The sequence below is a fragment of the Sphingobium sp. HDIP04 genome (assembly GCF_000445085.1).
Lineage (GTDB): Bacteria > Pseudomonadota > Alphaproteobacteria > Sphingomonadales > Sphingomonadaceae > Sphingobium > Sphingobium indicum.
The window spans coordinates 1-25,731 of record NZ_ATDO01000126.1; the positions used below are offsets into that span (position 1 = coordinate 1).

Sequence of the window (25,731 nt, forward strand, 5' to 3'; positions counted from 1 at the left end):
GGCGAGCGTGAGCGAGCCTTTCCGCCCCTTCCTTTTTTAGAGGGCCGCTGGTGCGGCCGCCCACCCCCGGCCCCTTCCGCTTGCGGGAGGGGGGAGACAAGAAAATGGTATCGCACTCTGGCCTTCTGACCGTCATGGAACGCGCCGCGCGCAAGGCCGGCTCCAAGCTGCGCCGCGACTTCGGCGAGGTCGAGCATCTCCAGGTGTCGCGCAAGGGACCGGCGGACTTCGTGTCCAAGGCCGACCAGCAGGCGGAAAAGACCCTGGTGGAGGAATTGCAGAAGGCGCGGCCCGACTGGGGTTTCCTGCTGGAGGAAGGCGGCGAGATCGCGGGCGATCCGAGCAAGCCGCGCTGGATCATCGATCCGCTGGACGGCACCACCAATTTCCTCCACGGCATCCCGCATTTCGCGATCTCCATCGCGGTGGAGGAGCCGCTCTACGGCGGCAGGCGGGAAGTGACGACCGGCCTTATCTACCAGCCCGTCACCGACGAAAGCTATTGGGCTGAAAAGAGCCGGGGCGCCTGGCGGCACGACCAGAGGCTGCGCGTGTCGGCGCGGCGCGACCTGGGCGATTGCGTGATCGCCACCGGCGTCCCCTTTCTGGGCCATGGCGATTTCGCGCAGTGGACGCGCATCTTCGGCGCGGTCGGTCCTTCGGTGGCGGGCATCCGCCGGTTCGGCGCGGCCTCGCTGGACCTCGCCCATGTCGCATCCGGCCGTTATGACGGATTCTGGGAAAGCGGCTTGCAGCCCTGGGACGTGGCGGCAGGCCTGCTGATGGTGCGGGAGGCGGGCGGTTTCGTGTCCGATTTCCGAGGCGGCGACCAGGCGATCGAGCGCAGGGAAGTCATCGCGGGCAACGACGCCATCCACAGCAAATTACATAAGTTGGTGGCTGGAGCGCTGCGTTGACGGCCTGCTTTTGGTAGCGTGATCAGGTTGCCGCAATTGTTGCGAATCATTCTCATGCCGCCGGGCCTTGCTTCGCATATGCAGCGGGCTTAAAGCGCGCCTCATTATTCATTGACCCAGGGGATACCGTTGGTCGATCTAGCTGAATATCTGCCGATCCTGATATTTCTCGGGATCGCCCTGCTGCTTTCCAGCGCATTCGTGTTCCTGCCGATGCTGGTAGGCCGCCTGACCGGGGCTCATCAGCCCGACCCAGCCAAGCTCAGCGAATATGAATGCGGCTTTCCCGCGTTCGAGGAACCGCGCAGCCAGTTCGACGTGCGATTCTACCTCGTCGCGATCCTCTTCATCATCTTCGACCTGGAAGCGGCGTTCCTCTATCCCTGGGCGGTCAGCCTCGACCAGATCGGCTGGGCGGGCTGGGCGACGATGATGATCTTCATAGCGGAGCTGGTGCTCGGCCTCGTCTATGCGTGGAAGAAGGGAGCACTCGATTGGGAGTAGAACTTGAGCGGCCCGCGCCCGGCACCTTGCTGCCCGCGGGGACGCAGCCCGACCAGCATTTCTTCGACGCGCTGAACAGCGAGGTCAGCGACAAGGGCTTCCTGGTCACGTCGACCGAGGAACTGTTCCAGTGGGCGCGCACCGGATCGCTGTGGTGGATGACCTTCGGCCTCGCCTGCTGCGCGGTGGAGATGATCCATGTCAACATGCCCCGATACGACATGGAGCGTTTCGGCGCCGCGCCGCGCGCATCCCCGCGCCAGTCGGACGTGATGATCGTCGCGGGAACGCTGTGCAACAAGATGGCTCCCGCGTTGCGCAAGGTTTACGACCAGATGTCCAATCCGAAATATGTGATTTCGATGGGAAGCTGCGCGAACGGCGGGGGCTATTATCACTACAGCTATTCGGTAGTGCGCGGCTGCGACCGGATCGTGCCGGTCGACATCTATGTGCCGGGTTGCCCGCCGACCGCCGAAGCCCTGCTTTACGGCGTGATGCAGTTGCAGCGGAAGATCCGCCGGATTGGGACGGTTGAGCGTTAATATGGGTCATTCTGCTCCTAGGATCGCGACCATCGACGGGATCGCGCAGGAAATCGCCGGGCTGCTGGGATCGATGCTGGTCGAAACCGTCGACCATGCCGATGAACTGAGCTTCACCGTGGTTCGCGAAAAGCTGGCTGAAGCGATGGTCCTGCTGCGCGACAAGGCGCAATATCAGCAGCTTATGGAGATCGCCGGCGTCGATTATCCGGAACGCCCGGAGCGGTTCGAGGTCTGCTACCACCTGCTTAGCGTCACGCGGAATCATCGCGTCCGCGTGAAGGTGCAGACCGACGAAGACACGCCCGTCCCCACCGTGACGCACATCTGGCCGGTCGCCGGCTGGCTGGAGCGCGAGGTGTTCGACATGTACGGCGTCATCTTCGAGGGCAATGCCGACCTGCGCCGCATCCTGACGGACTATGGCTTCAAGGGCCATCCGCAGCGCAAGGACTTCCCGCTGACCGGCTATGTCGAGATGTGGTATTCCGAAGAGGACAAGCGCGTCGTCTACAAGCCGGTGAAGCTGGCGCAGGATTTCCGCAATTTCGACTTCATGTCGCCCTGGGAAGGCGCGCAATATGTGCTGCCGGGCGACGAGAAGGCCCCGCAGGCGCCCGGCGCGCCGACGCCTGTCGCGGCTCCGCTGCCCGCCGCCGGCGCCGCGCCCAAGGGAGAGCCCAAGGGTGATACGCCCAAGGTGACGGAAAAGACGGCCGAAACGGGCGCCGGCGAACCGGCCAACAAGGAAGCTGCCAAGCCGACCGAGGCGAAGCCGGTTCCTGAAGGCGCCAGGACAAGCGAAGGCGAGGCTGTGGTCGAGCCCGCGCACAACCCCGGTTCGGTAAAGGCCGACCAGGGCCAAGGTGCCGCCAAGCCCGAGGATAAGGCCTGATGTCCGACTATCTGGAAAAGCTGGACCATGTGACCGATGCGGCGGACCCGTCGCTCGGCGATACGGAAATCCAGAACTACACGATCAACTTCGGCCCGCAGCATCCGGCCGCGCACGGCGTTCTGCGCCTGGTCATGGAGCTGGACGGCGAGATCGTCGAGCGCTGCGATCCGCATGTCGGCCTGCTGCATCGCGGCACGGAAAAGCTGATCGAGCACAAGACCTATTTGCAGGCGCTGCCCTATTTCGACCGGCTCGATTATTGCTCGCCCATGGGCATGGAGCACAGCTATGTGCTGGCGGTCGAAAAGCTGCTCAATCTGGAAGTGCCGATCCGCGCCCAATATCTGCGCGTGTTCTTCGCGGAACTGACCCGCATCAAGAACCACATGCTGAACCTGGGTTCGCATGTCATGGACGTCGGCGCGATGACGCCGAACCTGTGGCTGTTCGAGTTGCGCGAAGACTGCATGAACTTCTATGAGCGGGCGTCCGGCGCGCGCATGCATGCGGCCTATTTCCGGCCCGGCGGCGTTCATCAGGACGTGCCGCTGAAGCTGCTCACCGACATTGCCGACTGGCTCGACACCCGCCTGCCGCGCCTGTTCGAGGACGCGATCAGCCTGGTGGCCGACAATCGCATCTTCAAGCAACGCAATGTCGACATAGCCGTGGTCAGCAAGGAAGACGCGCTGAAATGGGGCTTTTCCGGACCGATGCTGCGCGGTTCGGGCATCGCCTGGGATCTTCGCAAGGCGCAGCCCTATGACGTCTACGATCGGATGGAATTCGACATTCCGGTCGGCACCAATTTCGACTGCTACGACCGCTTCATGGTCCGCGTCGAGGAAGTACGCCAGTCCGCCCGCATCATGAAGCAGTGCCTGGCGCAGATGCCGGAAGGTCCGGTGCTCTCGCTCGACACCAAGGTCGCGCCGCCCAAGCGCGGCGAGATGAAGCGCTCGATGGAAGCGCTGATCCACCACTTCAAGCTCTATACCGAGGGCTTCCACGTCCCGGCGGGCGAAGTCTATGTCGCCACCGAAAGCCCCAAGGGCGAATTCGGCGTCTATCTGGTCGCGGACGGCAGCAACAAGCCATACCGCTGCAAGATCCGGCCGACCGCCTTCAGCCATCTTCAGGCGATGGATTTCATGATGAAGGGCCACATGCTGGCCGACACAACCGCTGTCCTGGGCGCCATGGACATCGTGTTTGGAGAATGTGACCGCTAATGGCTGACGCAGTTCATATCCCGGACGAGGCCGAAACGCGCGCGCGCTGGGGCGCGTTCGCCTGGACCGCCGAAAATGCCGAGCAGGCGAAGAAGGTCATCGCCCGCTACCCCGCCGGGCGGCAGCAGTCGGCGGTGATGCCGTTGCTGGACCTTGCCCAGCGGCAGGTGGGTGCGGAGACGCAGACCCAGGGCTGGCTGCCGGTGCCGGTGATGGAATATATCGCCGACCAGCTCGAAATGCCGTACATGCGCGTTTACGAGGTCGCGACCTTCTACACCATGTACAATCTCGCGCCCGTGGGTCGCTATCATGTGCAGGTTTGCGGCACGACGCCCTGCATGTTGCGCGGGTCCGATGACGTGTTCTCCGCCTGCAAGAACAAGGGCCTGGTGAAGGGCGGCACGACGCCCGACGGCCTGTTCACGCTGACCGAGGTCGAGTGCCTAGGCGCCTGCGCCAATGCGCCGATGGTGCAGATCAACGACGATAATTTCGAAGACCTGACCTATGACAGCATGAGCGCGATCCTGGACGATCTCGCCGTGGGCAAGCAGCCCAAGATCGGGCCGCAGATCGAGCGTCAGACGAGTTGCCCCGAAGGCGGGCCGACCACGCTCAAGGAGATGGTCGGTGAGAATCATGATTATCGGGGGGAGTGGGCGTGATGGCCGCCGACATTCTCCGTTCGTCCAGAGTAGCCGCTGAGCTTGTCGAAGCGGCGCATCGAAGGACAGATGTTTCGCGTGACCCTTCGATACGGGTCTTCGACTTCGCTCAGCCCCTACTCAGGGCGAACGGGTTTGAGTTTGGAGTGGCCGCATGAGCGACGTCATCGCACCCCTTGCCGACAAGGATCGCATCTTCACCAACGTCTATGGCTTCCAGGACTGGGCCATCGACGCGGCGATGAAGCGCGGCGACTGGGACAATACCAAAAAGCTGCTGGAAATCGGCCAGGACGAGATCATCGAGCGCATCAAGGCGTCCGGCCTGCGCGGTCGCGGCGGCGCGGGCTTCCCGACCGGCATGAAATGGAGCTTCATGCCCAAGGAAAGCAAGGATGGCCGTCCGAGCTTCCTGGTGATCAACGCCGACGAATCCGAGCCGGGTTCGTGCAAGGACCGCGAGATCATCCGCCACGATCCGCACAAGCTGATCGAGGGCGCGTTGGTCGCCGGTTTCGCGATGCGGGCGCGGGCCGCCTATATCTATATTCGCGGCGAGTTCATCTATGAGGCGAAGGTGCTGTTCGCCGCCGTCGAGCAGGCCTATGAAAAGGGTTTCCTGGGCAAGAACGCCTGCGGTTCCGGTTATGATTTCGACGTCTTCGTCCATCGCGGCGCGGGCGCCTATATCTGCGGCGAGGAGACCGCGCAGATCGAAAGCCTGGAAGGCAAGAAGGGCCAGCCGCGCCTGAAGCCGCCTTTCCCGGCGGGCGCGGGCCTTTATGGCTGCCCGACCACGGTGAACAACGTCGAATCCATCGCGGTCGCGCCGACGATCCTGCGCCGTGGATCGGCATGGTTCTCCAGCTTCGGGCGGGAGAACAACAAGGGCACCAAGCTGTTCCAGATCAGCGGCCATGTGAACAAGCCCTGCGTCGTCGAAGAGTCGATGGGCATCAGCTTCAAGGAACTGATAGACCGGCATTGCGGCGGCATTCGCGGCGGCTGGGACAATCTGCTGGCGGTGATCCCCGGCGGGTCGTCGGTGCCGCTGGTTCCGGCGGCGCAGATCATGGACGCGCCGATGGATTTCGATGGGTTGAAGGCGCTGGGTTCCGGCCTCGGCACTGCCGCCGTCATCGTCATGGACAAGTCGACCGACATCGTTCGCGCCATTTCGCGGCTCAGCTATTTCTATAAGCATGAAAGCTGCGGCCAGTGCACGCCCTGCCGCGAAGGCACCGGCTGGATGTGGCGCGTGATGGAGCGGCTGCGCACTGGCGACGCCGACCAGGGCGAGATCGACATGCTGTTCCAGGTGACCAAGCAGGTCGAAGGTCACACCATCTGCGCGCTGGGCGACGCGGCGGCCTGGCCGATCCAGGGGCTGATCCGGCACTTCCGGCCTGAGATCGAGCGGCGGATCAATGAGAATAAGGGTAGCGCCCCCGTCATGGAGGCGGCGGAGTGAAGTTCGCTCGTATCCTTATGGGTATCGTCGGCGTAGCGCTATGTACTGCTGCTATGGCCGAGCCTACCGTGATTGATTTGAAGGCCAAGCCTCGCGCATTTAGCGAAGGGGATTATCAAGCGCTCTTGACATGCACTCTTGCAAAACATCCTGACGAGACACGTCGCTATTCCACTTTTTATCTTCTACGTCGGGGTAATCAAACACCCGATCAGAATGAAGCAGATACTGAAAGCGATTTGATGTTCCCGGCGCTTAAAGGATGCATCGAATTTGGAAATGGTGAAGTCGTCCCGTTCCGTATGGACCGTCTGATTTTGGATTGGGGCAAAGCTCACAACGTCGCAACGCCAGTTCAAGTCAATTCCAGTGAAACTATGGCGGAGTGTGCGGTCAAATATTCTCGTATAGAGGCAGAGAAGTACGTCGCGATGCCTTTAACTGGTTTGGACGCAATCCGACAAGTTCATAATCTGCGATCCCCTATGTGTCGGGTTGAAGGCAACGTTTCGCTCAACCTTGTAACTCTGCGTTCCGAGATGCTCCGTCGATTGGCTGAAGCCAAAAAGGCGTCCGGGGAGAACCGTTAATGCCTAAAGTCAAAGTAGACGGCGTAGAAATCGAAGTCCCGGCCGGGGCGACGGTTCTTCAGGCCTGCGAGATGGCGGGGAAGGAAATTCCGCGCTTCTGCTATCATGAGCGGCTCAGCATCGCGGGCAATTGCCGCATGTGCCTGGTCGAGGTGAAGCCCGGGCCGCCCAAGCCGCAGGCTTCGTGCGCGCTGCCGGCCGCCGAAAATCAGGAGATCTTCACGCAGACCGAGATGGTCAAGAAGGCGCGGGAAGGAGTGATGGAGTTCCTGCTCATCAACCACCCGCTCGACTGCCCGATCTGCGACCAGGGCGGCGAGTGCGACCTGCAGGACCAGTCGGTCGCTTACGGCAAGGGCAGCAGCCGTTTCGACGAGAACAAGCGGGCCGTCACCGAGAAATATATGGGGCCGATCGTCAAGACGGTCATGACCCGCTGCATCCAGTGCACCCGCTGCGTGCGCTTTGCCGAGGAAGTCGCGGGCGTGCCGGAGATCGGCGCCATCTATCGCGGCGAGAATATGCAGATCACCACCTATCTCGAACATGCCGCCAAGAGCGAGCTTTCGGGCAATGTGGTCGATCTTTGCCCGGTCGGCGCGCTGACGTCCAAGCCCTATGCGTTCGAGGCGCGTCCCTGGGAATTGAAGAAAACCCACGCCATCGACGTGATGGACGCGGTCGGCACCAACATCCGTCTCGACAGCCGGGGCCGTCAGGTGCTGCGCGCCGTGCCGCGCATCAATGATGACGTGAACGAGGAGTGGGCGTCGGACAAGACCCGGCACAATGTCGACGGGCTGGTCCGCAAGCGGCTCGACAAGCCGTTCGTTCGCAAGGATGGCAAGCTGGTTCCGGCGACCTGGAATGAGGCTTTTGCGGCGATTGCTGCCGTCAAGCATGGCGGGTCGGTCGCGGCGCTGGCGGGCGACCTGCTCGACTGCGAGACGATGTTCGCGGGCAAGGCGTTGGTCGAGAAGCTGGGCGGTTCGCTGCTCGAAGGGCGTCAGACCGGCCTTGCCTATGACGTGTCGAGCCTTTCCGCCGTCAATTTCAACAGCACCCTGGCCGGGATTGAAACCGCCGACGTGATCCTGCTGGTCGGCACCAACCTGCGCTGGGAAGCGCCGCTGGTGAACACCCGCATCCGCAAGGCGATCAAGAAGGGCGCGAAGGTCTTTGGCATCGGTCCGCAGGTCGACCTGACCTACAAGGTCGAATGGCTGGGCAATGACGCGTCGTTGTTGGCGAAGTTGCCGCAGGCGGTGGTGGAAGCATTCGGCAAGGCGGCGCGTCCGGCGATGATCGTCGGCGGCGGCGTGCTGGCCAAGGACGGCGCGCATGGCGATACGCTGGCGCTGGTCGAGACGCTGGGCCTCGTGAAGGAAGCCACTTCGACAGGCTCAGGACAGGGCTGGAACGGCTATAATGTCCTGCACTTCGCGGCGGCGCGGATGGGCGGGTTGATGCTCGGCTATGCGACCGACGGCGGCGTCAAGGCGGTGGCTGCGGCCAAGCCCAAGCTGCTCTTCTCGCTGGGCGCGGATGAGGTCGACTATTCGGCTTTCCCGGACAGCTTCAAGGTCTATGTCGGCCACCATGGCGACAAGGGCGCCCATGCGGCGGACGTGATCCTGCCGGGCGCGAGCTATGCCGAGAAGGCGGGCACCTACGTCAATCTGGAGGGCCGGGTGCAGCGCGGCGAAAAGGCCGTGTTCGCGCCGGGCGACGCCCGCGAGGACTGGTCGATCCTGCGCGCCTTGTCCGAAGTGCTGGGCGCGACCCTGCCCTTCGACAGCTTCGAGCAGCTTCGCGCCGAAATGGCGAAGGCGGTTCCGGCGCTGGGCGTCGAGGGGCTGGCCGATTATGGCTGGTCCGTCCCGTCGCTGCCGACCGGCGCGAGCGGCGAATTCGGTTCGCCGATCAAGGATTTCTACCTGACCAACGCCATCTGCCGCGCCAGCCCGACGATGCAGCAATGCTCGGCGGAACTGATCCATGGGCAGACTTATGCGGAGGCGGCGGAATGATGATAGCGCATAAACCTCCGTTCGTCCTGAGCTTGTCGAAGCCTGTCCTGAGCGCCTGCCTTGCCTTGCGGGCAGCCGAAGGGGGCTGCACTTCTCTTCAAGAAGGACTGGGCTTCGACAAGCTCAGCCCGAACGGTTCTGGGGTCGGGGAAGCATGACCGCCTTTTTCCAAAATCTCGGCCTGCCTTTCGAGGGCGCCTGGCTGCTGTCGACCGTCGTCGGCATTTTGGTGATCGCCCTGCCGCTGATGCTGGCGGTGGCGATGATCATCTATGCCGACCGCAAGATCTGGGCGGCGATGGCGCTGCGGCGCGGTCCCAACGTCGTCGGCCCCTTCGGCCTGCTCCAGTCCTTCGCGGACGGCGCAAAGGTGTTCCTGCAGGAAACCATCATCCCGTCGGCCGCCAACCGCGCCCTCTTCCTGATCGCGCCGATCATCACCTTCACGGTGGCGCTGATCGCCTGGGCGGTGATCCCGTTCCAGGTCGGCGTGGTGGTCGCCAACATCAATGTCGGCCTGCTGTACATCCTCGCCATCTCGTCTCTCGGCGTCTATGGCATCGTGCTGTCTGGCTGGGCGTCCAACTCCAAATATCCCTTCTATTCCGCGATCCGCGCCAGCGCGCAGATGATCAGCTATGAAGTCTCCATCGGCTTCATCCTGGTCTGCGTCGTGCTCTGGGCCGGCAGCTTCAACCTGACCGCCATCGTGGAAAGCCAGCGGGGCTATTACGGCTTCCTGAACGGCAACGGTTTCAACCCGCTGCTTTTCCCCATGTCGATCATGTTCCTGGTGTCGGCCATGGCGGAGACGGGCCGCGCGCCCTTCGACCTGACGGAAGCGGAATCGGAACTGGTCGCCGGTTATCAGACCGAATATTCGTCCATGGCCTTCGCCCTGTTCTGGCTCGGCGAATATGCGAACGTGATCCTGATGTGCGGCCTGAACGCCATCCTGTTCTGGGGCGGATATCTGCCGCCGTTCGACTGGGCGCCGCTTTATCTGGTGCCGGGCATCGTCTGGTTTCTCGCCAAGATCCTCTTCTTCTTCTTCGTCTTCTCCTGGGTGAAGGCGACGGTGCCCCGTTACCGCTATGACCAGTTGATGCGGCTGGGCTGGAAAATCTTTCTGCCGACCTCGCTGCTGTTCGTCTTCCTGGTTTCGGGCTTCCTCATGCTGACGCGCTATGGAGGCGCACAATGAGCCTCGGTTACTACGTCAAGAGCTTCACCCTCTGGGAGTTCGTGAAGGCGCATGCCCTGACCTTGAAATATTTTTTCAAGCCCAAGGCGACGATCAACTATCCCTATGAGAAGAATCCGATTTCGCCGCGCTTCCGGGGGGAGCATGCGCTGCGCCGCTATCCCAATGGCGAGGAGCGCTGCATCGCGTGCAAGCTGTGCGAGGCGATCTGCCCGGCCCAGGCCATCACCATCGAGGCGCAGCCGCGCGACGACGGCAGCCGCCGCACGACGCGCTACGACATCGACATGACCAAGTGCATCTATTGCGGCTTCTGCCAGGAAGCCTGCCCGGTGGATGCCATCGTCGAGGGTCCGAATTTCGAATTCTCCACCGAAACCCGCGAGGAGCTGATCTACGACAAGGCCAAGCTCCTTGAAAATGGCGACAAATGGGAACGGGCGATTGCCGCGAACCTTGCCGCCGATGCGCCCTATCGGTAATGGGCGTGCGGAATCTCCAAGAGCCGTTCGGCCTGAGTAGGGACCGAGCCTGTCGAGGGCCCGTATCGAAGGCACTTAGCGCGTCCTTCGATACGCTGCTTCGACAAGCTCAGCAGCCACTCAGGATGAACGGGGTAGGGGCCGAGGGGGCCGAGCAAATCCAATGATCCATGTAATCGCCTTCTACCTGTTCGCCATATTGGTGGTCAGCAGCGGCGCGCTCACGATATTGTCGCGCAATCCGGTCCATTCGGTCCTCTGGCTGATCATGGCCTTCTTCAACGCGGCGGGACTGATGGTCCTGCTGGGCGCTGAATTCATCGCGATGCTGCTGGTCATCGTCTATGTCGGCGCGGTCGCCGTGCTGTTCCTGTTCGTAGTCATGATGCTCGACATCGACTTCGCCGAACTGCGCGCCGGTTTCGTCGATTATCTGCCCTTCGGACTGCTGATCGCGCTGGTGCTGCTGGCGGAGATCGTGCTGGGCATCGGCCTGTGGAGCGCCGGTCCCATCGAACTGGCGCAGCGCGCCGCGCCGGTGAATCCGGAGCTTTCGAACATCCAGGCGATCGGGGCATTGCTCTACACCCGCTACATCTTCCTGTTCGAGGCGGCAGGCATCGTCCTGCTGGTGGCGATGATCGGCGCCATCGTGCTGACCCATCGCGCCCGCGGCGGCGTGCGCGGCCAGAATGTCGCGAAGCAGAACCGCCGTCGTCCCGAAGACGCCGTGCGCAACGTCAATCAGCCAGTCGGGCAGGGGGTGGAGCTGTGATCAATCCCAATTCCGTCATGCCAGCGAAAGCTGGTATCTCGTGCCTTGGGGCGCAACGGCCTGAGGCCCCAGCCTTCGCTGGGGTGACGGTTTCCTTTGAAGGGATGCCGTCATGATCGGCCTTCAACATTATATGGTCGTCAGCGCGATCCTCTTCGTGATGGGGGTGCTGGGCATCTTCATCAACCGCAAGAATGTCATCATCATCCTGATGGCGATCGAGCTGATCCTCTTGAGCGTGAACATCAACCTCGTCGCCTTCAGCGCCTTCCTGGGCGATCTGGTGGGGCAGGTGTTCAGCATGTTCGTGCTGACCGTCGCGGCGGGTGAGGCGGCCATCGGCCTTGCCATCCTCGTCATCTACTTCCGCGGTCGCGGCACCATCGCCGTCGACGACGTCAACCGGATGAAGGGCTGAAGCTCGATGATCCAGCTTATCGTCCTTCTCCCGTTGCTGGCTGCCGCCATCGCCGGTCTTGGCAACAAGGCCCTTGGCAAGCTGCCCGCCAAGATCGTCACCACCGGCGCGCTCTTTGCCTCCTGCGCGATGAGCTGGCCGATCTTCATCAGCTTCCTGACCGGCCATGCGGAGCCTTATGTGGCCCCGGCCTTCACCTGGATCCAGTCGGGCAGCTTCGACGCCCAATGGGCGCTGCGGGTCGACACGATGACCGCAGTCATGCTGGTGGTCATCACCAGCGTGTCCAGCCTGGTCCACCTCTATAGCTGGGGCTATATGGAGGAGGAGCCGGACCAGCCGCGCTTCTTCGCCTATCTGTCGCTCTTCACCTTCGCGATGCTGATGCTGGTGACGGCCAACAACCTGCTGCAGATGTTCTTCGGCTGGGAAGGCGTCGGTCTGGCCTCCTATCTGCTGATCGGCTTCTGGTTCCGCAAACCCTCCGCCAACGCCGCCGCGATCAAGGCGTTCGTCGTCAACCGCGTCGGCGACCTTGGCTTCATGATGGGCATTTTCGGCACATATCTGGTGTTCAACACCATCTCCATCCCGGAAATCCTGGCCGCCGCGCCCTCCATGGCCGGTTCGACCATCGGCTTCCTGGGCCATCGTTTCGACACCATGACCGTGCTTTGCCTGCTGCTGTTCATCGGCGCGATGGGCAAGTCGGCGCAGCTTGGCCTCCACACCTGGCTGCCGGACGCGATGGAGGGGCCGACCCCCGTGTCGGCGCTGATCCACGCGGCGACCATGGTGACGGCGGGCGTGTTCATGGTGTGCCGCCTGTCGCCGATGTTCGAGGTTTCCCCGACGGCGCTGGGCTTCGTGACCTTCATCGGCGCTGCCACCTGCCTGTTCGCGGCGACGGTGGGCACGGTGCAGAACGACATCAAGCGCGTCATCGCCTATTCGACCTGTTCGCAGCTTGGCTACATGTTCTTCGCGGCGGGCGTGGGCGCTTACGGCGCGGCGATGTTCCACCTCTTCACCCACGCCTTCTTCAAGGCGCTGCTGTTCCTGGGCGCGGGCTCGGTCATCCATGCGATGCACCATGAACAGGACATGCGTTACTATGGCGCGCTCAGGAAGGAGATCCCGATCACCTTCTGGACGATGACTCTGGGCACGCTGGCGATCACGGGCGTCGGCATTCCGCTCGCCGGCTATGGTTTCGCGGGCTTCTATTCGAAGGACGGCATTCTGGAAGCGGCCTATGCTTCGGGCGGGGCGGGCGTCGGCGCCTATCTGGTCGGCGTGTTCGCGGCGCTGCTCACCAGCTTCTATTCGTGGCGTCTGGTGTTCCTTACCTTCTTCGGCAAGCCCCGCTGGGCCGCTTCGGAACATATCCAGCATGCGGTTCACGGGCACCATGAATCTCCGGAGGAAGAAACCGGGCATGACGGCCATGGCCATGACGATCATGGTCACGGCCACGAGCAGACCGGCACGGCGGGCTATCATCCGCATGAAAGCCCCTGGGTCATGCTGATCCCGCTGGTGGTGTTGAGCCTGGGCGCGGTGTTCGCGGGTTTCGCCTTCCACGATCAGTTCATCGGTCCCGAAGGCGGCATCGAGTTCTGGAAGGGCGCCCTGGCGTTCGACAGCCACCTGATGCACGCCGCGCATGAAGTGCCGACCTGGGTCAAGTTCGGTCCGTTCACGGTGATGCTGACCGGGCTGGTCATCGCCTGGCTGGCCTATCTGAAGTTCACCGACTGGCCGCGGCGTTTCGTCGCCACCTTCGGCGCTCTGTACCAGTTCCTGCTCAACAAATGGTATTTCGACGAACTGTACCATTTCCTGTTCGTCAAGCCCGCCTTCGCCATCGGCCGCTTCTTCTGGAAGTTCGGCGACGTCGGCTTCATCGACCGCTTCGGACCCAACGGGCTCGCCGCGCTGGTCGTGCAGGGCAATAAAGTCACCCGTCGGCTTCAGTCCGGCTACCTCTACACTTACGCGCTGGTGATGCTGATCGGCCTCGCCGCGGCCGCAACCTGGGCGATGACACGATAATGGACGGCTTCCCCATCCTTTCCCTGATGATGGCAGTGCCGATGGCGGGGGCCATCGCCTGTCTGTTCGCAGGCGCCAACCAGGCCCGCTGGATCGCGTTGCTGGCTACGCTGGCCGATCTGGCGCTGGGCGTCATCCTCTGGATGAATTTCGACCAGTCGGGGGCGGCCGCACAGTGGCAGTTCCAGGAATATGCGCCGATCTTCGGCCGGTTCGCCTGGGCGCTGGGCATTGACGGCATCGCGCTGCTGCTGATCGCGCTGACCGTATTCCTGATGCCGATCTGCATCGGCGCGAGCTGGATCGCCATCGAGAAGCGCGTGCCGGAATATATGGCGGCCTTCCTGTTCATGGAGGTGCTGATGATCGGCGTCTTCACGGCGCAGGATCTCTACCTTTTCTACATCATGTTCGAAGCTGGCCTGATCCCGATGTACCTGATCATCGGCATCTGGGGCGGTGCGGATCGCATCTACGCTTCGTATAAATTCTTCCTCTACACGCTGCTCGGATCGGTGCTGATGCTGATCGCGATGATGTGGATGGTGCATGAGGCGGGGACGACCGACATCCCGACGCTGATGGCCTATAATTTCGATCCGCATATCCAGACATGGCTGTGGCTGGCCTTCTTCGCCAGCTTTGCCGTCAAGATGCCGATGTGGCCGGTCCACACCTGGCTGCCCGACGCGCACGTCCAGGCGCCGACCGCGGGGTCGGTCATCCTGGCGGGCGTGCTGCTGAAGATGGGCGGCTACGGCTTCATCCGCTTCTCCCTGCCGATGTTCCCGGAGGCGTCCGCGCAGTTGGCGCCGCTGGTCTGGGGCCTGTCGATGGTCGCGGTGGTCTATACCAGCCTCGTCGCGCTGGTTCAGTCGGACATGAAGAAGCTGATCGCCTATTCCTCGGTCGCGCACATGGCCATCGTCACCATCGGCCTGTTCGCCTTCAACCAGGCTGGCCTGGAAGGCGCGATGATGGTGATGCTGGGCCATGGCCTGGTGTCGGGCGCGCTGTTCCTGTGCGTCGGCGTCATCTACGACCGGCTCCACACGCGGGAGATCAGCCGTTATGGCGGCCTCAGCATCAACATGCCCAAATATGCGGTGCTGTTCATGCTGTTCACCATGGCGTCGGTCGGCCTGCCGGGCACCAGCAACTTCGTGGGCGAATTCCTGTCGCTGATGGGCATTTACCAGGCGTCTAGCTGGGTCGCGCTGGTCGCCACCACGGGCATCATCCTGGGCGCGGCCTATATGCTCTATCTCTATCGCCGCATCTGCTACGGCGAACAGAAGAATGCGGACGCGGCGGCCATGCCCGATCTGTCGGCGCGTGAAATCTGGCTGCTGGCGCCTATCGCCGCGGCGGTGCTGTGGATGGGCGTCTATCCCGAAAGCTTCCTGGCGCCGATGCGTCCGGATATCCGCGCCCTGGAGGCCCGCCTCGCCCCTGCCGCTCCGGCGGGAGATTCCAAGATCAAGATGGGCGCGCCCAAGCCTGTCGAGGACGTCCATCATGAAGAAGCCCCTGCATTGTCTCACGAAGAAGCGTCGGGGGAGGCGCACTGATGATTGATTCCGCTTCCCTTCTGGCGGTCCTGCCGGAACTGATCCTGACCGCCGGCGGCTTGGTCCTGATGCTGGTCGCTGCCTATGGCGGCGACGCGACGGCGCGGGTCGTGAACTGGCTGTCGGTGTTGACGCTGGCTATCGCAGGCCTGGCGCTGTCCACGTCGCTGGCGCATGGACCCGACGCCTTTGACGGGCTGGTGCGCGCCGACGCCTTCTCCGTCTTTGCAAAGGCGCTGATCTATGGCGCGGCGGCCGCGGCGATCCTGCTCGCCCCGCGCTATTTCTCGGTCGGCGGCGCGCCGCGCCCCGAATATCCGGTGCTGATCCTCTTTTCTTCGATCGGCATGGGCATGATGGTGTCGGCGGGCGACCTGCTGACGCTCTATGTGGGCCTCGAAATGCAGAGCCTTGCCGCCTATGTGCTGGCGAGCTTCATGCGGCAGGACGAGCGTTCGTCCGAAGCGGGCCTCAAATATTTCGTCCTGGGTTCGCTGGCGAGCGGCATCCTGCTCTACGGTTCGGCGCTTCTCTATGGCTTCACCGGCAGCACCGGCTTCGACGGCATCGCGGTCGCTCTGGCCGACGGCGTGTCGAAGGGGGAACTGTTCGGCCTGGTGTTCGTGCTGGCGGGCCTTGCCTTCAAGATCAGCGCCGTGCCCTTCCACATGTGGACGCCCGACGTCTATGAAGGCGCGCCGACGCCGGTCACGACCTTCTTCGCCAGCGCGCCCAAGGTGGCGGCCATCGGCCTGACCGTCCGCGTCGCGATAGAGGCGCTGGGTCCGGCGGGTCTCGACTGGCAGCAGGTGGTGATCTTCGTCGCGCTCGCCTCGATCCTGTTCGGCGCGGTCGCGGCCATCGGCCAGACCAACATCAAGCGGCTGATGGCCTATTCGTCGATCAACAATGTCGGCTTCGCGCTGATCGGCCTGGCCTGCGGCACGCCCGCGGGCGCGGCGGCGACGATGAGCTATATGGCGATCTATGTCGTCATGACCATCGGCGGCTTCGCCTGCATCCTGCAGATGCGCGATGCGCAGGGCCGTCCGGTCGAGACCATCGCCAGCCTGGCGGGCCTGTCGCGTTCGCGCAAGGGGCTGGCGGCGGCGCTGGCGATCTTCATGTTCTCCATGGCGGGCATCCCGCCGCTCTTCGGCTTCTGGGCGAAGTTCCTGGTGTTCGACGCGGCGGTCGCGGCGGGCCTGACAGCGCTGGCGGCCTTCGGCATCGCCATGTCGGTGATCGGCGCCTTCTATTATCTGAAGATCATCAAGACGATGTATTTCGACGAGCCGGCCGCGCCCTATGAAGCGCGGGGCGGAGCGGTGGAGAATGTGATCCTGACGGCCTGCGCGGTGGTGATCGTCTTCGGTTACTTCCTCAATCCCGTCCTCGACAAGGCGAGCGCGGCGGCAGCGGCGTCGCTGTTCTGACCGAGCTTCGCTTCGTCGAGGAGACCGGCTCCACCAATGCCGACATGCTGGCCTTGGTCGGGCAGGGCGCGTCCGAAGGATGCTGGCTGCGCGCCGCCCGCCAGACCGGCGGACGCGGGCGCATGGGGCGCCATTGGGAAAGCCCGGAAGGCAATCTCTATTGCTCGACCGTGATCCGCCTGCGCGATGGCGACCCGTTGCCCTTTACGCTGGCGCTGGTCGCGGCCAATGCCGTCCATGCCCTCGTCGCGCCGCTTTGCGCGGGGCAGGCGCGGATCAAATGGCCCAATGACGTGCTGGTCGATGGCGCCAAGATCGCCGGCATCCTGCTGGAACGGGCCGGCGATGCCGTTGTCGCCGGGATCGGCATCAATGTGACCGGACATCCGGTCGGGCTGGACCGGCCGGCGACCAGCCTGTTCGCGCAAGGCGCCCCGGATGCTGATGCGGCCGACCTGCAAATCCGGCTTGCGGAGCTTTTCGCCCATTGGCTGGCGATCTGGCGGGCGCAGGGGCTGGATCCGGTACGCGCCCACTGGCTGGCCAACGCCCATCCCGCCGGCACGCCGATGCGCGTCGCACAACCCGATGGCGAAACGATAGAGGGCAGTTTCGACACGCTCGACCGCGATGGCATGCTGATCCTGCGCTTGGCGAATGGCGAGAGCCGTGCCATTCATGCCGGCGACATCCTTCTCATCTGACATCGGGGACCGGCCATGCTTCTCGCGATCGACGCGGGTAACACCAATGTGGTTTTTGCGCTGCTGGAAGGGCGGGAAATCCGCGCCCGTTGGCGGATCGCGACCGACCCCCGGCGCACGGCCGACGAATATGCGGTTTGGCTGAACCAGCTCCTGATGCTGGAGGGGTACAGGATCGCCGATGTCGAGGCGGTGATCATCGCGACCGTAGTGCCGCGCGCCCTGCACAATCTCCAGGTGCTGGCGGATAAATATTTCAGGACGACCGCCCTCGTCGCGGGCCAGGCGCCGGTGGAGTGGGGCATCGCGCTTGATGTGGCAGAGCCTGCCTCGGTCGGGGCGGACCGGGTTGTAAACGCCATCGCCGCCCACCATCTCTATCCCGAAGATTTGATCGTGATCGATTTCGGCACGGCGACGACCTTCGACGTGATCGATTATCATGGCGCCTACAAGGGCGGCATCATCGCGCCGGGCATCAACCTGTCGCTAGACGCCCTGGTGGCGGCCGCCGCGAAGCTGCCCAAGATCGCGATCGCGCCGCCGGAAAGCCGGTCGGTCATCGGCCGCACGACGGAGGCGCAGATGCATATCGGCGTCTTTTGGGGCTATGTGGCGATGATGGAGGGGCTGGTCGCCCGCATGCGCGCGGAAATCGGCCGTCCGGCCAAGGTGATTGCAACGGGGGGGCTGGCGGTCCTCTTCGACGACAATAGCGATATTTTCGATGCGATCGCGCCCGATCTCACGATCCAGGGCCTCGCATTGCTGTATGAACGGAGTTTGAAAACAGAATGATACCCGGAAATGAGCTGATCTTCCTGGCCCTTGGCGGTTCGGGAGAGATCGGCATGAACGTCAATCTATACGGTTGCCAGGGCAAATGGGTGATGGTCGATCTGGGCCTGACCTTTGCCGATCCGGCCTATCCCGGCGTGGAACTGGTGCTGCCGGACCTGAGCTTCATCGAGGATCGGAAGGACGACCTGCTGGGCATCGTGCTGACCCATGGGCATGAGGATCATATCGGCGCCATCCCCTATCTCGCGGCGGATCTGGGCGTACCGCTCTATGCGACGCCCTTCACCGCGGGGCTGATCCGGCTGAAGCTGGAGGAGGAAGGGCTGACGGAGGAGGTGGAACTCAACGTCATCGACAATGAAGGCAGCTTCGCGCTGGGCCCATTCGGCTTCCGCTACGTGCCGCTCGCCCATTCGATCCCCGAAGGCAATGCGGTGCTGATCGACACGCCCCATGGAAAAATCTTCCATACCGGCGACTGGAAGCTGGACGAGACGCCCCTGCTGGGCCAGCCCTCCACGCCGGAGGAACTGACGGCCATCGGCGACGAGGGCGTGCTGGCGCTGGTGTGCGACAGCACCAATGTCTTCAATCCCGAGGCGAGCGGTTCCGAGGGCGACGTCCGCGAAGGGCTGATGAGCACGATCAAGGGCGCGAAGGGAAGGGTGCTGGTCACGACCTTCGCCTCCAACGCGGCGCGCCTGCAGACTTTGGGGGAGGTCGCCAATGCCGTCGGGCGCAAGCTCTGCGTGGCGGGGCGCTCGCTGGACCGCATCATCTCCACGGCGCGGACGGCCGGCTATCTCAGGGATTTCCCGCCGACCGTCGATTGGGACGACGCCATGGCCCTGCCGCGCAATGAGGTGATGATCATCGCCACCGGCGGCCAGGGGGAGGCGCGGGCCGCCCTGTCCCGCATCGCCTTCGACAGCCATCCGATCAAGCTGGACGAGGGCGACCTGGTCGTCTTCTCGTCCAAGCAGATTCCGGGCAATGAGATCGCCATCGGCCGCATCCAGAACGCGCTGGCGGCCAAGGGCGTGCTGATGGTGACGGATCGCCAGGCGGAGGTGCATGTGTCCGGCCATCCGGGGCGTCCCGAGCTGGAGGCCATGTATCGATGGGTGCGGCCGCAAATCCTGCTGCCGGTCCATGGCGAGCGGCGGCATATGGCCGAACAGGCGCGCCTGGGGCTGGCGAGCGGCGTGCCCCATGCGGTTGTGCAGTCCAATGGCGACGTGCTGCGGCTGGCGCCCGATGGGCCGGAGATCATCGGCAACCAGGCGACGGGCCGACTGGTGCTGGACGGCGACGTCATCCTGCCGGCTGACGGCGCGACGATGAACGAGCGGCGCAAGGTCGCGCTGCATGGCCAGATCAGCGTCGCGGTGGCGCTGGACGGCAAGGGCAGGGTCATCGGTTCCCCCGCCTTGCGCACCCAGGGCGTGCCCGTGGAAGAGGACAAGGCCGCATTCCTGGAGGAGGCCGCGGACGAAGCGGCCGGCGCCGTCGCCAAGGGATCGCAGGAAGAAGAGGCCCTGCGCGAACGGGTAAGGCTGGCGGTGCGGCGCACGGCGACGCGCTGGACCGGCAAGAAGCCGGTGGTGGACGTGCTGCTCATTCGCGCCTAAGCCTGCGCTCATGAACTGGTATGCGATCTTTGCCATCTACGCGCTGTTCTGGGTGATCAGCGCCTTCATCGTGCTGCCCTTCGGCGTTCGCACGCCCCACGAAACGGGCGAGGCATTGCGGCCGGGCCAGGCGGAGAGCGCGCCCAGCAATTTTCGCCCCGGCAGGGTCGCCATCCGCGCGACGATCCTGTCGGCGGCTCTCTTCGGCCTCTATTACGCCAATTATGTCGAAGGCTGGGTGACGCTGGAGCGGTTCACGCATATCGGCTGAGCGAAAGGCGGCCGCGAAGGGCATCGGTTCAGCCGGCGGCGATCACCATCATGTGCATCCGCGCCCTGATGCGGAAGCCGAGCGTTTCGTACAGCGCCACCGTCGCCTCATGCGCGGCATAGGCGTGGAGGAAGGGCGTTTCGCCCCGTTCCAGCATGGCCTTTGCGACGATCCGCATCAGCCTTTTGGCATGGCCCCGCCCGCGATGATCGGGATGGGTGCAGACCCCGCTGACCTCGGCAAAGCCCGGCATGCGCATCCGTTCGCCCGCCATGGCGATCAGCCTGCCCTGTTCCCTGATGCCGATGAACCGGCCGAGCCGATGGGTGAGCGGCAGGAAGGGACCAGGCCTGGTCATCAAGGCAAGGGCGCGCATTTCCTCAGCGTCCTCATCGGTCAGGGTGACGATGTCCGCGGCGGCGGCGTCGCCCGGAATATCGTCCGCCGCCATCTGCGCAAGCATCGCTTCGCGGACCAGCCTCATGCCTGGCGGGGGCGTCTGCGCGTCGGGTTCGACGATCCAAAGCTCTCCCTGTTCGGGCGCGAGCGCGGCGAGCGCCGATTGCGCGGCGGGACTGGCGTCGGCCGCCGCGGCGAAGGGCCCGTAGCGCGGATCGATCCGCAGGGCGAGCGCATTCCCCTGGGCCAAAGGCTTCCAGCCGCTGTTGAGGGCGTTCCAGACCGGGCGATGCAGGGAATGGGGCATGATGGCGCTATTTTCCGGCTAAGGCCATGGAAAGCAAGTCCTCCTGTCTTGCTCCGTCGGCAAGAAGCCGCGACCATCGCCTGATTCCGTAACGACGGCCAATTTCCAGCGCTTTTGGGCGCCGCGATTTACCAAATGGAAATCATGTTTCGGCAATGGTGGCAGTGACGTGTCACGCCCTCAACGAAACTTGATCGCATCCTTGCGCGGGCGCATGACGCCCGACACTCAGCAAAGCGCTGAAGTGCAGGCGAATCTCGTCAAATCTCTCTATGCTTCTCCCGCATCGCTGATGATCGGCGCGGTGGCGGGTGGCGCGCTGGGGTTGGTGATCGCATTTTATGCGAAACTCACGGCCATTACCGTGATCGCAATTCTGATCTGCCTGGTGGGCCTCAGCCGATCCATCTCGGCCGTTTATTTCCAGCGGCAGCTCGCCCATCAGAACGGCGGGACGCAGCCGATCTGGGGACTGGCCTATGAACTGGGCGCCTGGGGCTATGCCGCGCTGCTGGGGATATTGACCTTCGCGACCCTTTTGCTGTCCCAGGATGCGACGCTCCATGTTTTGGCCGTGTGTCTCGTGGCGTCCTATTCCGGCGGTATTTCCGGTCGTAATGCGGGCCGCATCCATGTCGCGGTGGGGCAGACATGTCTTTCCCTGCTGCCCACATCGCTCGGGCTCGTCCTTGCCGGCGGGTTGGGCTATACGGTTCTCGGAATTCTCTGCTTCCTGATGATCTTCGCCATGGCGGACATCACCAAGGCGACGCACCGCATCGTCCTGGAAGCGTTGCAGGGCAAATATGAAAAGACACAGCTTGCCGTCAAGTTCGAGCGTCTGGCCCGGTTCGACAGCCTGACGGGCGTCGAAAACCGCATGGCGATGCAGATGCGGCTGCGCGAAATGTTCGATGGCCGACGATCCGACAAGGATCCGATGGCGGTGTTCTGGATGGATCTGGATCGCTTCAAGGAAATCAACGACTCGCTGGGGCATATGATTGGCGACCAGCTCTTGTGCAGGGTTGCCGAAAGATTGTCTCACGCGCTGGACGGGCGCGGCCATGTCGCGCGATTCGGAGGTGACGAGTTCGTGCTGATCTGTCCGGGCGCCGACCGATCCGAAGCGGAGCGGATCGCCGGCGACATCATGGCCGAATTCACGCATGATTTCGACGTGGGCGGCTATCTTCTGGGCGTGACCGCCTCCATGGGCATAGCCGTCGCCCCGGAGGACGGCCAGGACAGTGACGAACTGCTCCAGCATGCGGACATGGCGCTCTACCAGGCGAAGCATGCCGGGCGGAACCGCCACGCGCAGTTCACCTGGTCGATGAAGGAACGGCAGAACCGCACCTATGACCTGGAAATGGGTCTGCGCAGCGCCATGGCGAACAAGGAGCTGATGCTGCATTATCAGCCGATCTTCGATACGCGATCGGGCAAGATCGCGATCTGCGAAGCGCTGATGCGATGGGACCATCCGACGCTCGGCCGCATTTCCCCGGCGGAGTTCATCCCCATCGCAGAAAGCTGCTCGATGATCGAGCCGATCACGGCCTGGGCGCTGGAGCAGGCCTGCCAGGACGCGATGGAATGGGATGAGAATGTCCGCGTCGCGGTCAATATCTCCCCCGTCTTGATCAAGAGCGACGGGTTGCCCCGCGCGGTGATCGCGGCGCTGATGCGATCGGGACTGAAGGCGCGCCGGCTGGAACTGGAAGTCACCGAGTCGATCTTCCTGGAGGATAGCGGCCGCACCAACCTGATCCTGTCCGACCTTCAGCGGATCGGCCTGCGGCTGGCGCTTGACGATTTCGGCACCGGCTATTCCTCGCTCGGCTATCTGCGCGACTATGCCTTCGACACGATCAAGGTCGACCAGAGCTTCATGCGCGGGGTCGAGGGCAATGCCCGTCACAGGGCCATCGCCCAGTCGGTCGCCTATCTGGCGCACGCCCTGGATGTGGAAACGGTGGCGGAGGGCATCGAGACCGATGATCAACTGCGCTGCGCCCGTGAAATGGGCTTCACCAACGTCCAGGGATTCGTGCTGAGCCGGCCGGTGCCCGCGCCTCAGGTGCTGGAGATGATGCGACTTATGGATGACGACAGCGGCAGCGTCGCCAGACTTCAGGATCGGCGACGCGCCTGACCCTATCTGTGCAGGCGGGCCTGGGCCGATGCCAGGCGGCGCATCATCCGTACGCTCTTAAGGTCCAGCTTGAGCGCAGTGGCCGCCCAATTCTCCACAATGTCCTTGAGTTCGTCATATTCCAGCGGATCGACGCGCCGGCCCGCCTGGAACACCCCGACATGGCCGGCATGATGGGGCAGGCTGGACGCAATATAGTCGCGCACCGCCTGCTCGCCCTCGCCATCCTCCACCAGCGTGTGGATGATGCCCATGTCGTGCATCTCCTGCGCGGTATAGACCTTGCCCGACAGGATCATCCGTTCGGCCGCCAGCCGCCCCAGCTTGCGTGAGAGAATGGAATAGGCCCCCATCCCGGGGAAGAGGCCGAACAGCATTTCCGGCACGCCGAAGCGCGCGCTGCGTTCCGCAATGGCAACATCGAAGCAGAGCAAGGCTTCGAAGCCGCCGCCCAATGCGTCACCCTGCGCCAGCGCGATCGAGACCACGGGCAGGTCGCCATTGCGCCAGGTGCGGTGCACGACGTCGATGCAGGCATGGCCATAATCGACAAGGCCGGGCAGATCGCCTCGCTCTATGCAGCCGGCGAACAGTTCCAGATCTCCGCCCAGATTGAAAACGCCGGGAAAGCGCGATCCGGCAACCATATATTTCACCGGCAACTTGCCCGCGTCGAACAACCGCTTGGTCTCCACATACCAATAGCGGACGTCGCGCAACATGGCGGGGCTGAAATTCGGCCGATTCGTGGGCGTCATGAAGGCCCACAACGTGGCCGCATCCGCGTCCCAGCTCACGTCGATCTGGCCCAGGTCGAACATCGTCGAGGTGCCGATGTCAGGCGCGGAAACCACGCTTTCCGTAACGGCGGCGAGGGCTGCGTCCTCCTCCGCCGGAAGATGGGCGGGCGTCAGGTCGTCCATATGTTCTCGCGCGGAATTAAATCGCCCGGAATCAATCATCTGAGCCCCCGAGTTGCTATTGACGATGAGCAGAACAGGGTTGCGGCCCTTATGCAATCGCGCCGAGGGGCCTTGCTGCGGAATTAACCATTTTTAGTTGCAACTGTTGCAGGGATGTCGCCAAATATTCCGTTACGCAAAGGTAAACGTTGCATTAATGCAACAAACTGACTTTTGACGATATGCCGCAAATCGGGTGCAGGCCTTTGTTAACCTTTATTAATTACGATCCCGATCATGAACAGGCCCCGAACCGACAAGCAGCTTGTGACCCTGCTGCTGCACGATGCGCAAGGAGAGTCATGGCGGCTCAGCCTGGCGGCGGATTGTCTTTGCTTCATCGGCAATTATCGCCGCGTCGATGGCTTCGACGTCGATGCCGTCGTGGCGCTGGACGGACTGCGCAAGAAGGGCTGAAGCGCGCCTTTGCGGCCTTGTCTGGCGCGCCTTTCGATCCTACAGCGCGCAGCGTGACAAATCCCCGCTTTTCCTTTTCGATTGCCGCGACCGACGGCAAGGCCCGCACCGGCGCCATCCAGATGCGGCGGGGCGAAATCCGCACGCCCGCCTTCATGCCGGTCGGCACCGCCGCCACGGTCAAGGCGATGCGGCCTGCCGAAGTGCGGGCGGCCGGCGCCGACATCATCCTGGGCAACACCTATCACCTGATGCTGCGTCCGGGCGCGGAGCGCGTGGCGCGACTGGGCGGGCTGCACGGCTTCATGGGCTGGGACCGGCCGATCCTGACCGACAGCGGCGGATACCAGGTGATGAGCCTCAGCGCGCTGACGAAGATGAGCGAGGAGGGCGTCGCCTTTTCCAGCCATATCGACGGGTCCAGGCATATGCTGACCCCGGAACGCTCGATGGAAATCCAGCGGTTGCTGGACAGCGACATCGTCATGGCCTTTGACGAGTGCACCAGGAACGGCTGCACCCATGACGAGGCGGCGAAGTCCATGGAGCGGTCCATGCGCTGGGCGAAGCGATCGCGCGACGGGTTCGACGCAGGGGGGGAGCATGCCGAACGGGCCGCCCTGTTCGGCATCCAGCAGGGATCGCTGGACGAGGGGCTGCGGCGGATTTCGGCGGAAAGGCTGATCGACATCGGCTTCGACGGCTATGCCGTGGGCGGGCTGGCGGTGGGCGAGGGGCAGGAGGCGATGTTCGCCACGCTCGATTTCGCGCCCGCCATGCTGCCGGCGGACAAGCCGCGTTACCTGATGGGCGTGGGCAAGCCCGACGACATCGTCGGCGCTGTGGAGCGGGGGATCGACATGTTCGATTGCGTGCTGCCGACGCGCAGCGGGCGCAACGGACAGGCCTTTACCTGGGCCGGGCCGCTCAATATCCGCAATGCGCGCTTCGCGGAGGATATGGGACCGCTCGATCCGCGCTGCGCTTGTCCCGTGTGCGCGACCTGGAGCCGCGCCTATCTGCATCATCTGGTCAAGGCCGGCGAGATGCTTGGCGCGATGCTGATGACGCAGCACAATATCCATTTCTACCAGGCGCTGATGCAGGAAATCCGGGACAGCATAGCCGCCGGGCGCTTTGCGAGCTTCGCGGCGGATTTCAGGCGGGATTACCAGCGGGCCTGAGGCGCGGGTTCCCCAGGATGCGTATCGTTCCAGCATCGATACGGCCTGGGGTGTGTGGGGATTCAGTTCAGGGCGCGGCGAAAATAGTGGATTTCGAGAAC

The 25,731-nt window shown here is 63.5% G+C and carries 25 protein-coding genes; 23 read left to right on the plus strand and 2 right to left on the minus strand.

Going from position 1 to position 25,731, the window contains the following annotated elements; all coding sequences use genetic code 11:
* Positions 1–104 precede the first annotated feature (104 nt).
* From L286_RS43910 to L286_RS44000, 20 genes are all read left to right on the plus strand, one after another.
* On the plus strand, positions 105–917 hold the full coding sequence (locus L286_RS43910) for an inositol monophosphatase family protein (protein ID WP_007684848.1): 813 nt from the start codon (positions 105–107) through the stop codon (positions 915–917).
* A 129-nt stretch (positions 918–1,046) separates the two neighbouring features.
* On the plus strand, positions 1,047–1,421 hold the full coding sequence (locus tag L286_RS43915) for an NADH-quinone oxidoreductase subunit A (RefSeq protein WP_007684850.1): 375 nt from the start codon (positions 1,047–1,049) through the stop codon (positions 1,419–1,421).
* Complete coding sequence (locus L286_RS43920) at positions 1,412–1,966, plus strand: NuoB/complex I 20 kDa subunit family protein (RefSeq protein ID WP_007684852.1); 555 nt, start codon at positions 1,412–1,414, stop codon at positions 1,964–1,966. Before L286_RS43915 ends, L286_RS43920 begins: the two co-directional genes overlap by 10 nt.
* 1 nt (position 1,967) lies before the next feature.
* Entirely contained in the window at positions 1,968–2,861 is an 894-nt protein-coding gene (locus L286_RS43925) for an NADH-quinone oxidoreductase subunit C (protein ID WP_020818898.1), read from the plus strand.
* On the plus strand, positions 2,861–4,096 hold the full coding sequence (locus L286_RS43930; protein ID WP_007684856.1) for an NADH-quinone oxidoreductase subunit D: 1,236 nt from the start codon (positions 2,861–2,863) through the stop codon (positions 4,094–4,096). Before L286_RS43925 ends, L286_RS43930 begins: the two co-directional genes overlap by 1 nt.
* Positions 4,096–4,764 (plus strand): NADH-quinone oxidoreductase subunit NuoE, encoded by a 669-nt coding sequence (nuoE, locus tag L286_RS43935; protein WP_020818897.1) that lies wholly within the window; start codon positions 4,096–4,098, stop codon positions 4,762–4,764. The genes L286_RS43930 and nuoE overlap by 1 nt, the downstream gene beginning before the upstream one ends.
* 154 nt (positions 4,765–4,918) lie before the next feature.
* The gene (gene nuoF, locus L286_RS43940) at positions 4,919–6,235 is read left to right on the plus strand and encodes an NADH-quinone oxidoreductase subunit NuoF (RefSeq protein WP_020818896.1); all 1,317 of its coding nucleotides are present in this window, start codon (positions 4,919–4,921) and stop codon (positions 6,233–6,235) included.
* Entirely contained in the window at positions 6,232–6,825 is a 594-nt protein-coding gene (locus L286_RS48695) for a hypothetical protein (RefSeq protein ID WP_125445812.1), read from the plus strand. The genes nuoF and L286_RS48695 overlap by 4 nt, the downstream gene beginning before the upstream one ends.
* A complete protein-coding gene (gene nuoG, locus L286_RS43945) occupies positions 6,825–8,855 on the plus strand; it encodes an NADH-quinone oxidoreductase subunit NuoG (protein ID WP_025160556.1) in 2,031 nt (676 codons plus the stop codon). Before L286_RS48695 ends, nuoG begins: the two co-directional genes overlap by 1 nt.
* 154 nt (positions 8,856–9,009) lie before the next feature.
* The gene (gene nuoH, locus L286_RS43950) at positions 9,010–10,059 is read left to right on the plus strand and encodes an NADH-quinone oxidoreductase subunit NuoH (RefSeq protein WP_020818894.1); all 1,050 of its coding nucleotides are present in this window, start codon (positions 9,010–9,012) and stop codon (positions 10,057–10,059) included.
* Entirely contained in the window at positions 10,056–10,541 is a 486-nt protein-coding gene (nuoI, locus tag L286_RS43955; protein WP_007684868.1) for an NADH-quinone oxidoreductase subunit NuoI, read from the plus strand. Before nuoH ends, nuoI begins: the two co-directional genes overlap by 4 nt.
* A gap of 163 nt (positions 10,542–10,704) precedes the next feature.
* Entirely contained in the window at positions 10,705–11,316 is a 612-nt protein-coding gene (locus L286_RS43960) for an NADH-quinone oxidoreductase subunit J (protein ID WP_007684870.1), read from the plus strand.
* Positions 11,317–11,428: 112 nt separating this feature from the next.
* On the plus strand, positions 11,429–11,734 hold the full coding sequence (gene nuoK / locus L286_RS43965) for an NADH-quinone oxidoreductase subunit NuoK (RefSeq protein WP_004211745.1): 306 nt from the start codon (positions 11,429–11,431) through the stop codon (positions 11,732–11,734).
* Between the two features lie 6 nt (positions 11,735–11,740).
* Entirely contained in the window at positions 11,741–13,789 is a 2,049-nt protein-coding gene (gene nuoL / locus L286_RS43970; RefSeq protein ID WP_020818893.1) for an NADH-quinone oxidoreductase subunit L, read from the plus strand.
* Positions 13,789–15,360, plus strand: a complete 1,572-nt coding sequence (locus L286_RS43975) for an NADH-quinone oxidoreductase subunit M (RefSeq protein ID WP_020818892.1) — start codon at positions 13,789–13,791, stop codon at positions 15,358–15,360. Before nuoL ends, L286_RS43975 begins: the two co-directional genes overlap by 1 nt.
* Complete coding sequence (gene nuoN, locus L286_RS43980; RefSeq protein ID WP_020818891.1) at positions 15,360–16,796, plus strand: NADH-quinone oxidoreductase subunit NuoN; 1,437 nt, start codon at positions 15,360–15,362, stop codon at positions 16,794–16,796. The genes L286_RS43975 and nuoN overlap by 1 nt, the downstream gene beginning before the upstream one ends.
* Positions 16,793–17,500, plus strand: coding sequence for a biotin--[acetyl-CoA-carboxylase] ligase (locus L286_RS43985; RefSeq protein WP_084498558.1), 708 nt, complete (start codon positions 16,793–16,795; stop codon positions 17,498–17,500). Before nuoN ends, L286_RS43985 begins: the two co-directional genes overlap by 4 nt.
* A 15-nt stretch (positions 17,501–17,515) precedes the next feature.
* Positions 17,516–18,298 carry a type III pantothenate kinase gene (locus tag L286_RS43990; RefSeq protein ID WP_020818889.1) on the plus strand — a complete coding sequence of 261 codons (783 nt, stop codon included), beginning with the start codon at positions 17,516–17,518 and terminating at the stop codon, positions 18,296–18,298.
* Positions 18,295–19,932 (plus strand): ribonuclease J, encoded by a 1,638-nt coding sequence (locus tag L286_RS43995; RefSeq protein WP_007684883.1) that lies wholly within the window; start codon positions 18,295–18,297, stop codon positions 19,930–19,932. The genes L286_RS43990 and L286_RS43995 overlap by 4 nt, the downstream gene beginning before the upstream one ends.
* A gap of 10 nt (positions 19,933–19,942) precedes the next feature.
* A complete protein-coding gene (locus tag L286_RS44000) occupies positions 19,943–20,203 on the plus strand; it encodes a DUF1467 family protein (RefSeq protein ID WP_020818888.1) in 261 nt (86 codons plus the stop codon).
* Positions 20,204–20,231: 28 nt separating this feature from the next.
* Here the strand turns inward: L286_RS44000 and L286_RS44005 are convergent, their stop codons facing one another.
* Positions 20,232–20,909, minus strand: coding sequence for a GNAT family N-acetyltransferase (locus L286_RS44005; protein WP_007684887.1), 678 nt, complete (start codon positions 20,907–20,909; stop codon positions 20,232–20,234).
* 214 nt (positions 20,910–21,123) lie between these two features.
* Here L286_RS44005 and L286_RS44010 point away from each other — a divergent pair, with 214 nt between their 5' ends.
* A complete protein-coding gene (locus L286_RS44010; RefSeq protein WP_021223960.1) occupies positions 21,124–23,067 on the plus strand; it encodes a putative bifunctional diguanylate cyclase/phosphodiesterase in 1,944 nt (647 codons plus the stop codon).
* Between the two features lie 2 nt (positions 23,068–23,069).
* Here the strand turns inward: L286_RS44010 and L286_RS44015 are convergent, their stop codons facing one another.
* Positions 23,070–24,029: a crotonase/enoyl-CoA hydratase family protein gene (locus L286_RS44015; protein ID WP_025160557.1), complete on the minus strand. Its 960-nt coding sequence runs from the start codon at positions 24,027–24,029 to the stop codon at positions 23,070–23,072.
* A 237-nt stretch (positions 24,030–24,266) separates the two neighbouring features.
* On the opposite strand from L286_RS44015, the gene L286_RS44020 reads away from it, so the two are divergent.
* On the plus strand, positions 24,267–24,446 hold the full coding sequence (locus L286_RS44020; protein WP_007684892.1) for a hypothetical protein: 180 nt from the start codon (positions 24,267–24,269) through the stop codon (positions 24,444–24,446).
* 53 nt (positions 24,447–24,499) lie between these two features.
* The gene (gene tgt / locus L286_RS44025) at positions 24,500–25,630 is read left to right on the plus strand and encodes a tRNA guanosine(34) transglycosylase Tgt (RefSeq protein ID WP_021223961.1); all 1,131 of its coding nucleotides are present in this window, start codon (positions 24,500–24,502) and stop codon (positions 25,628–25,630) included.
* Positions 25,631–25,731 lie beyond the last annotated feature (101 nt).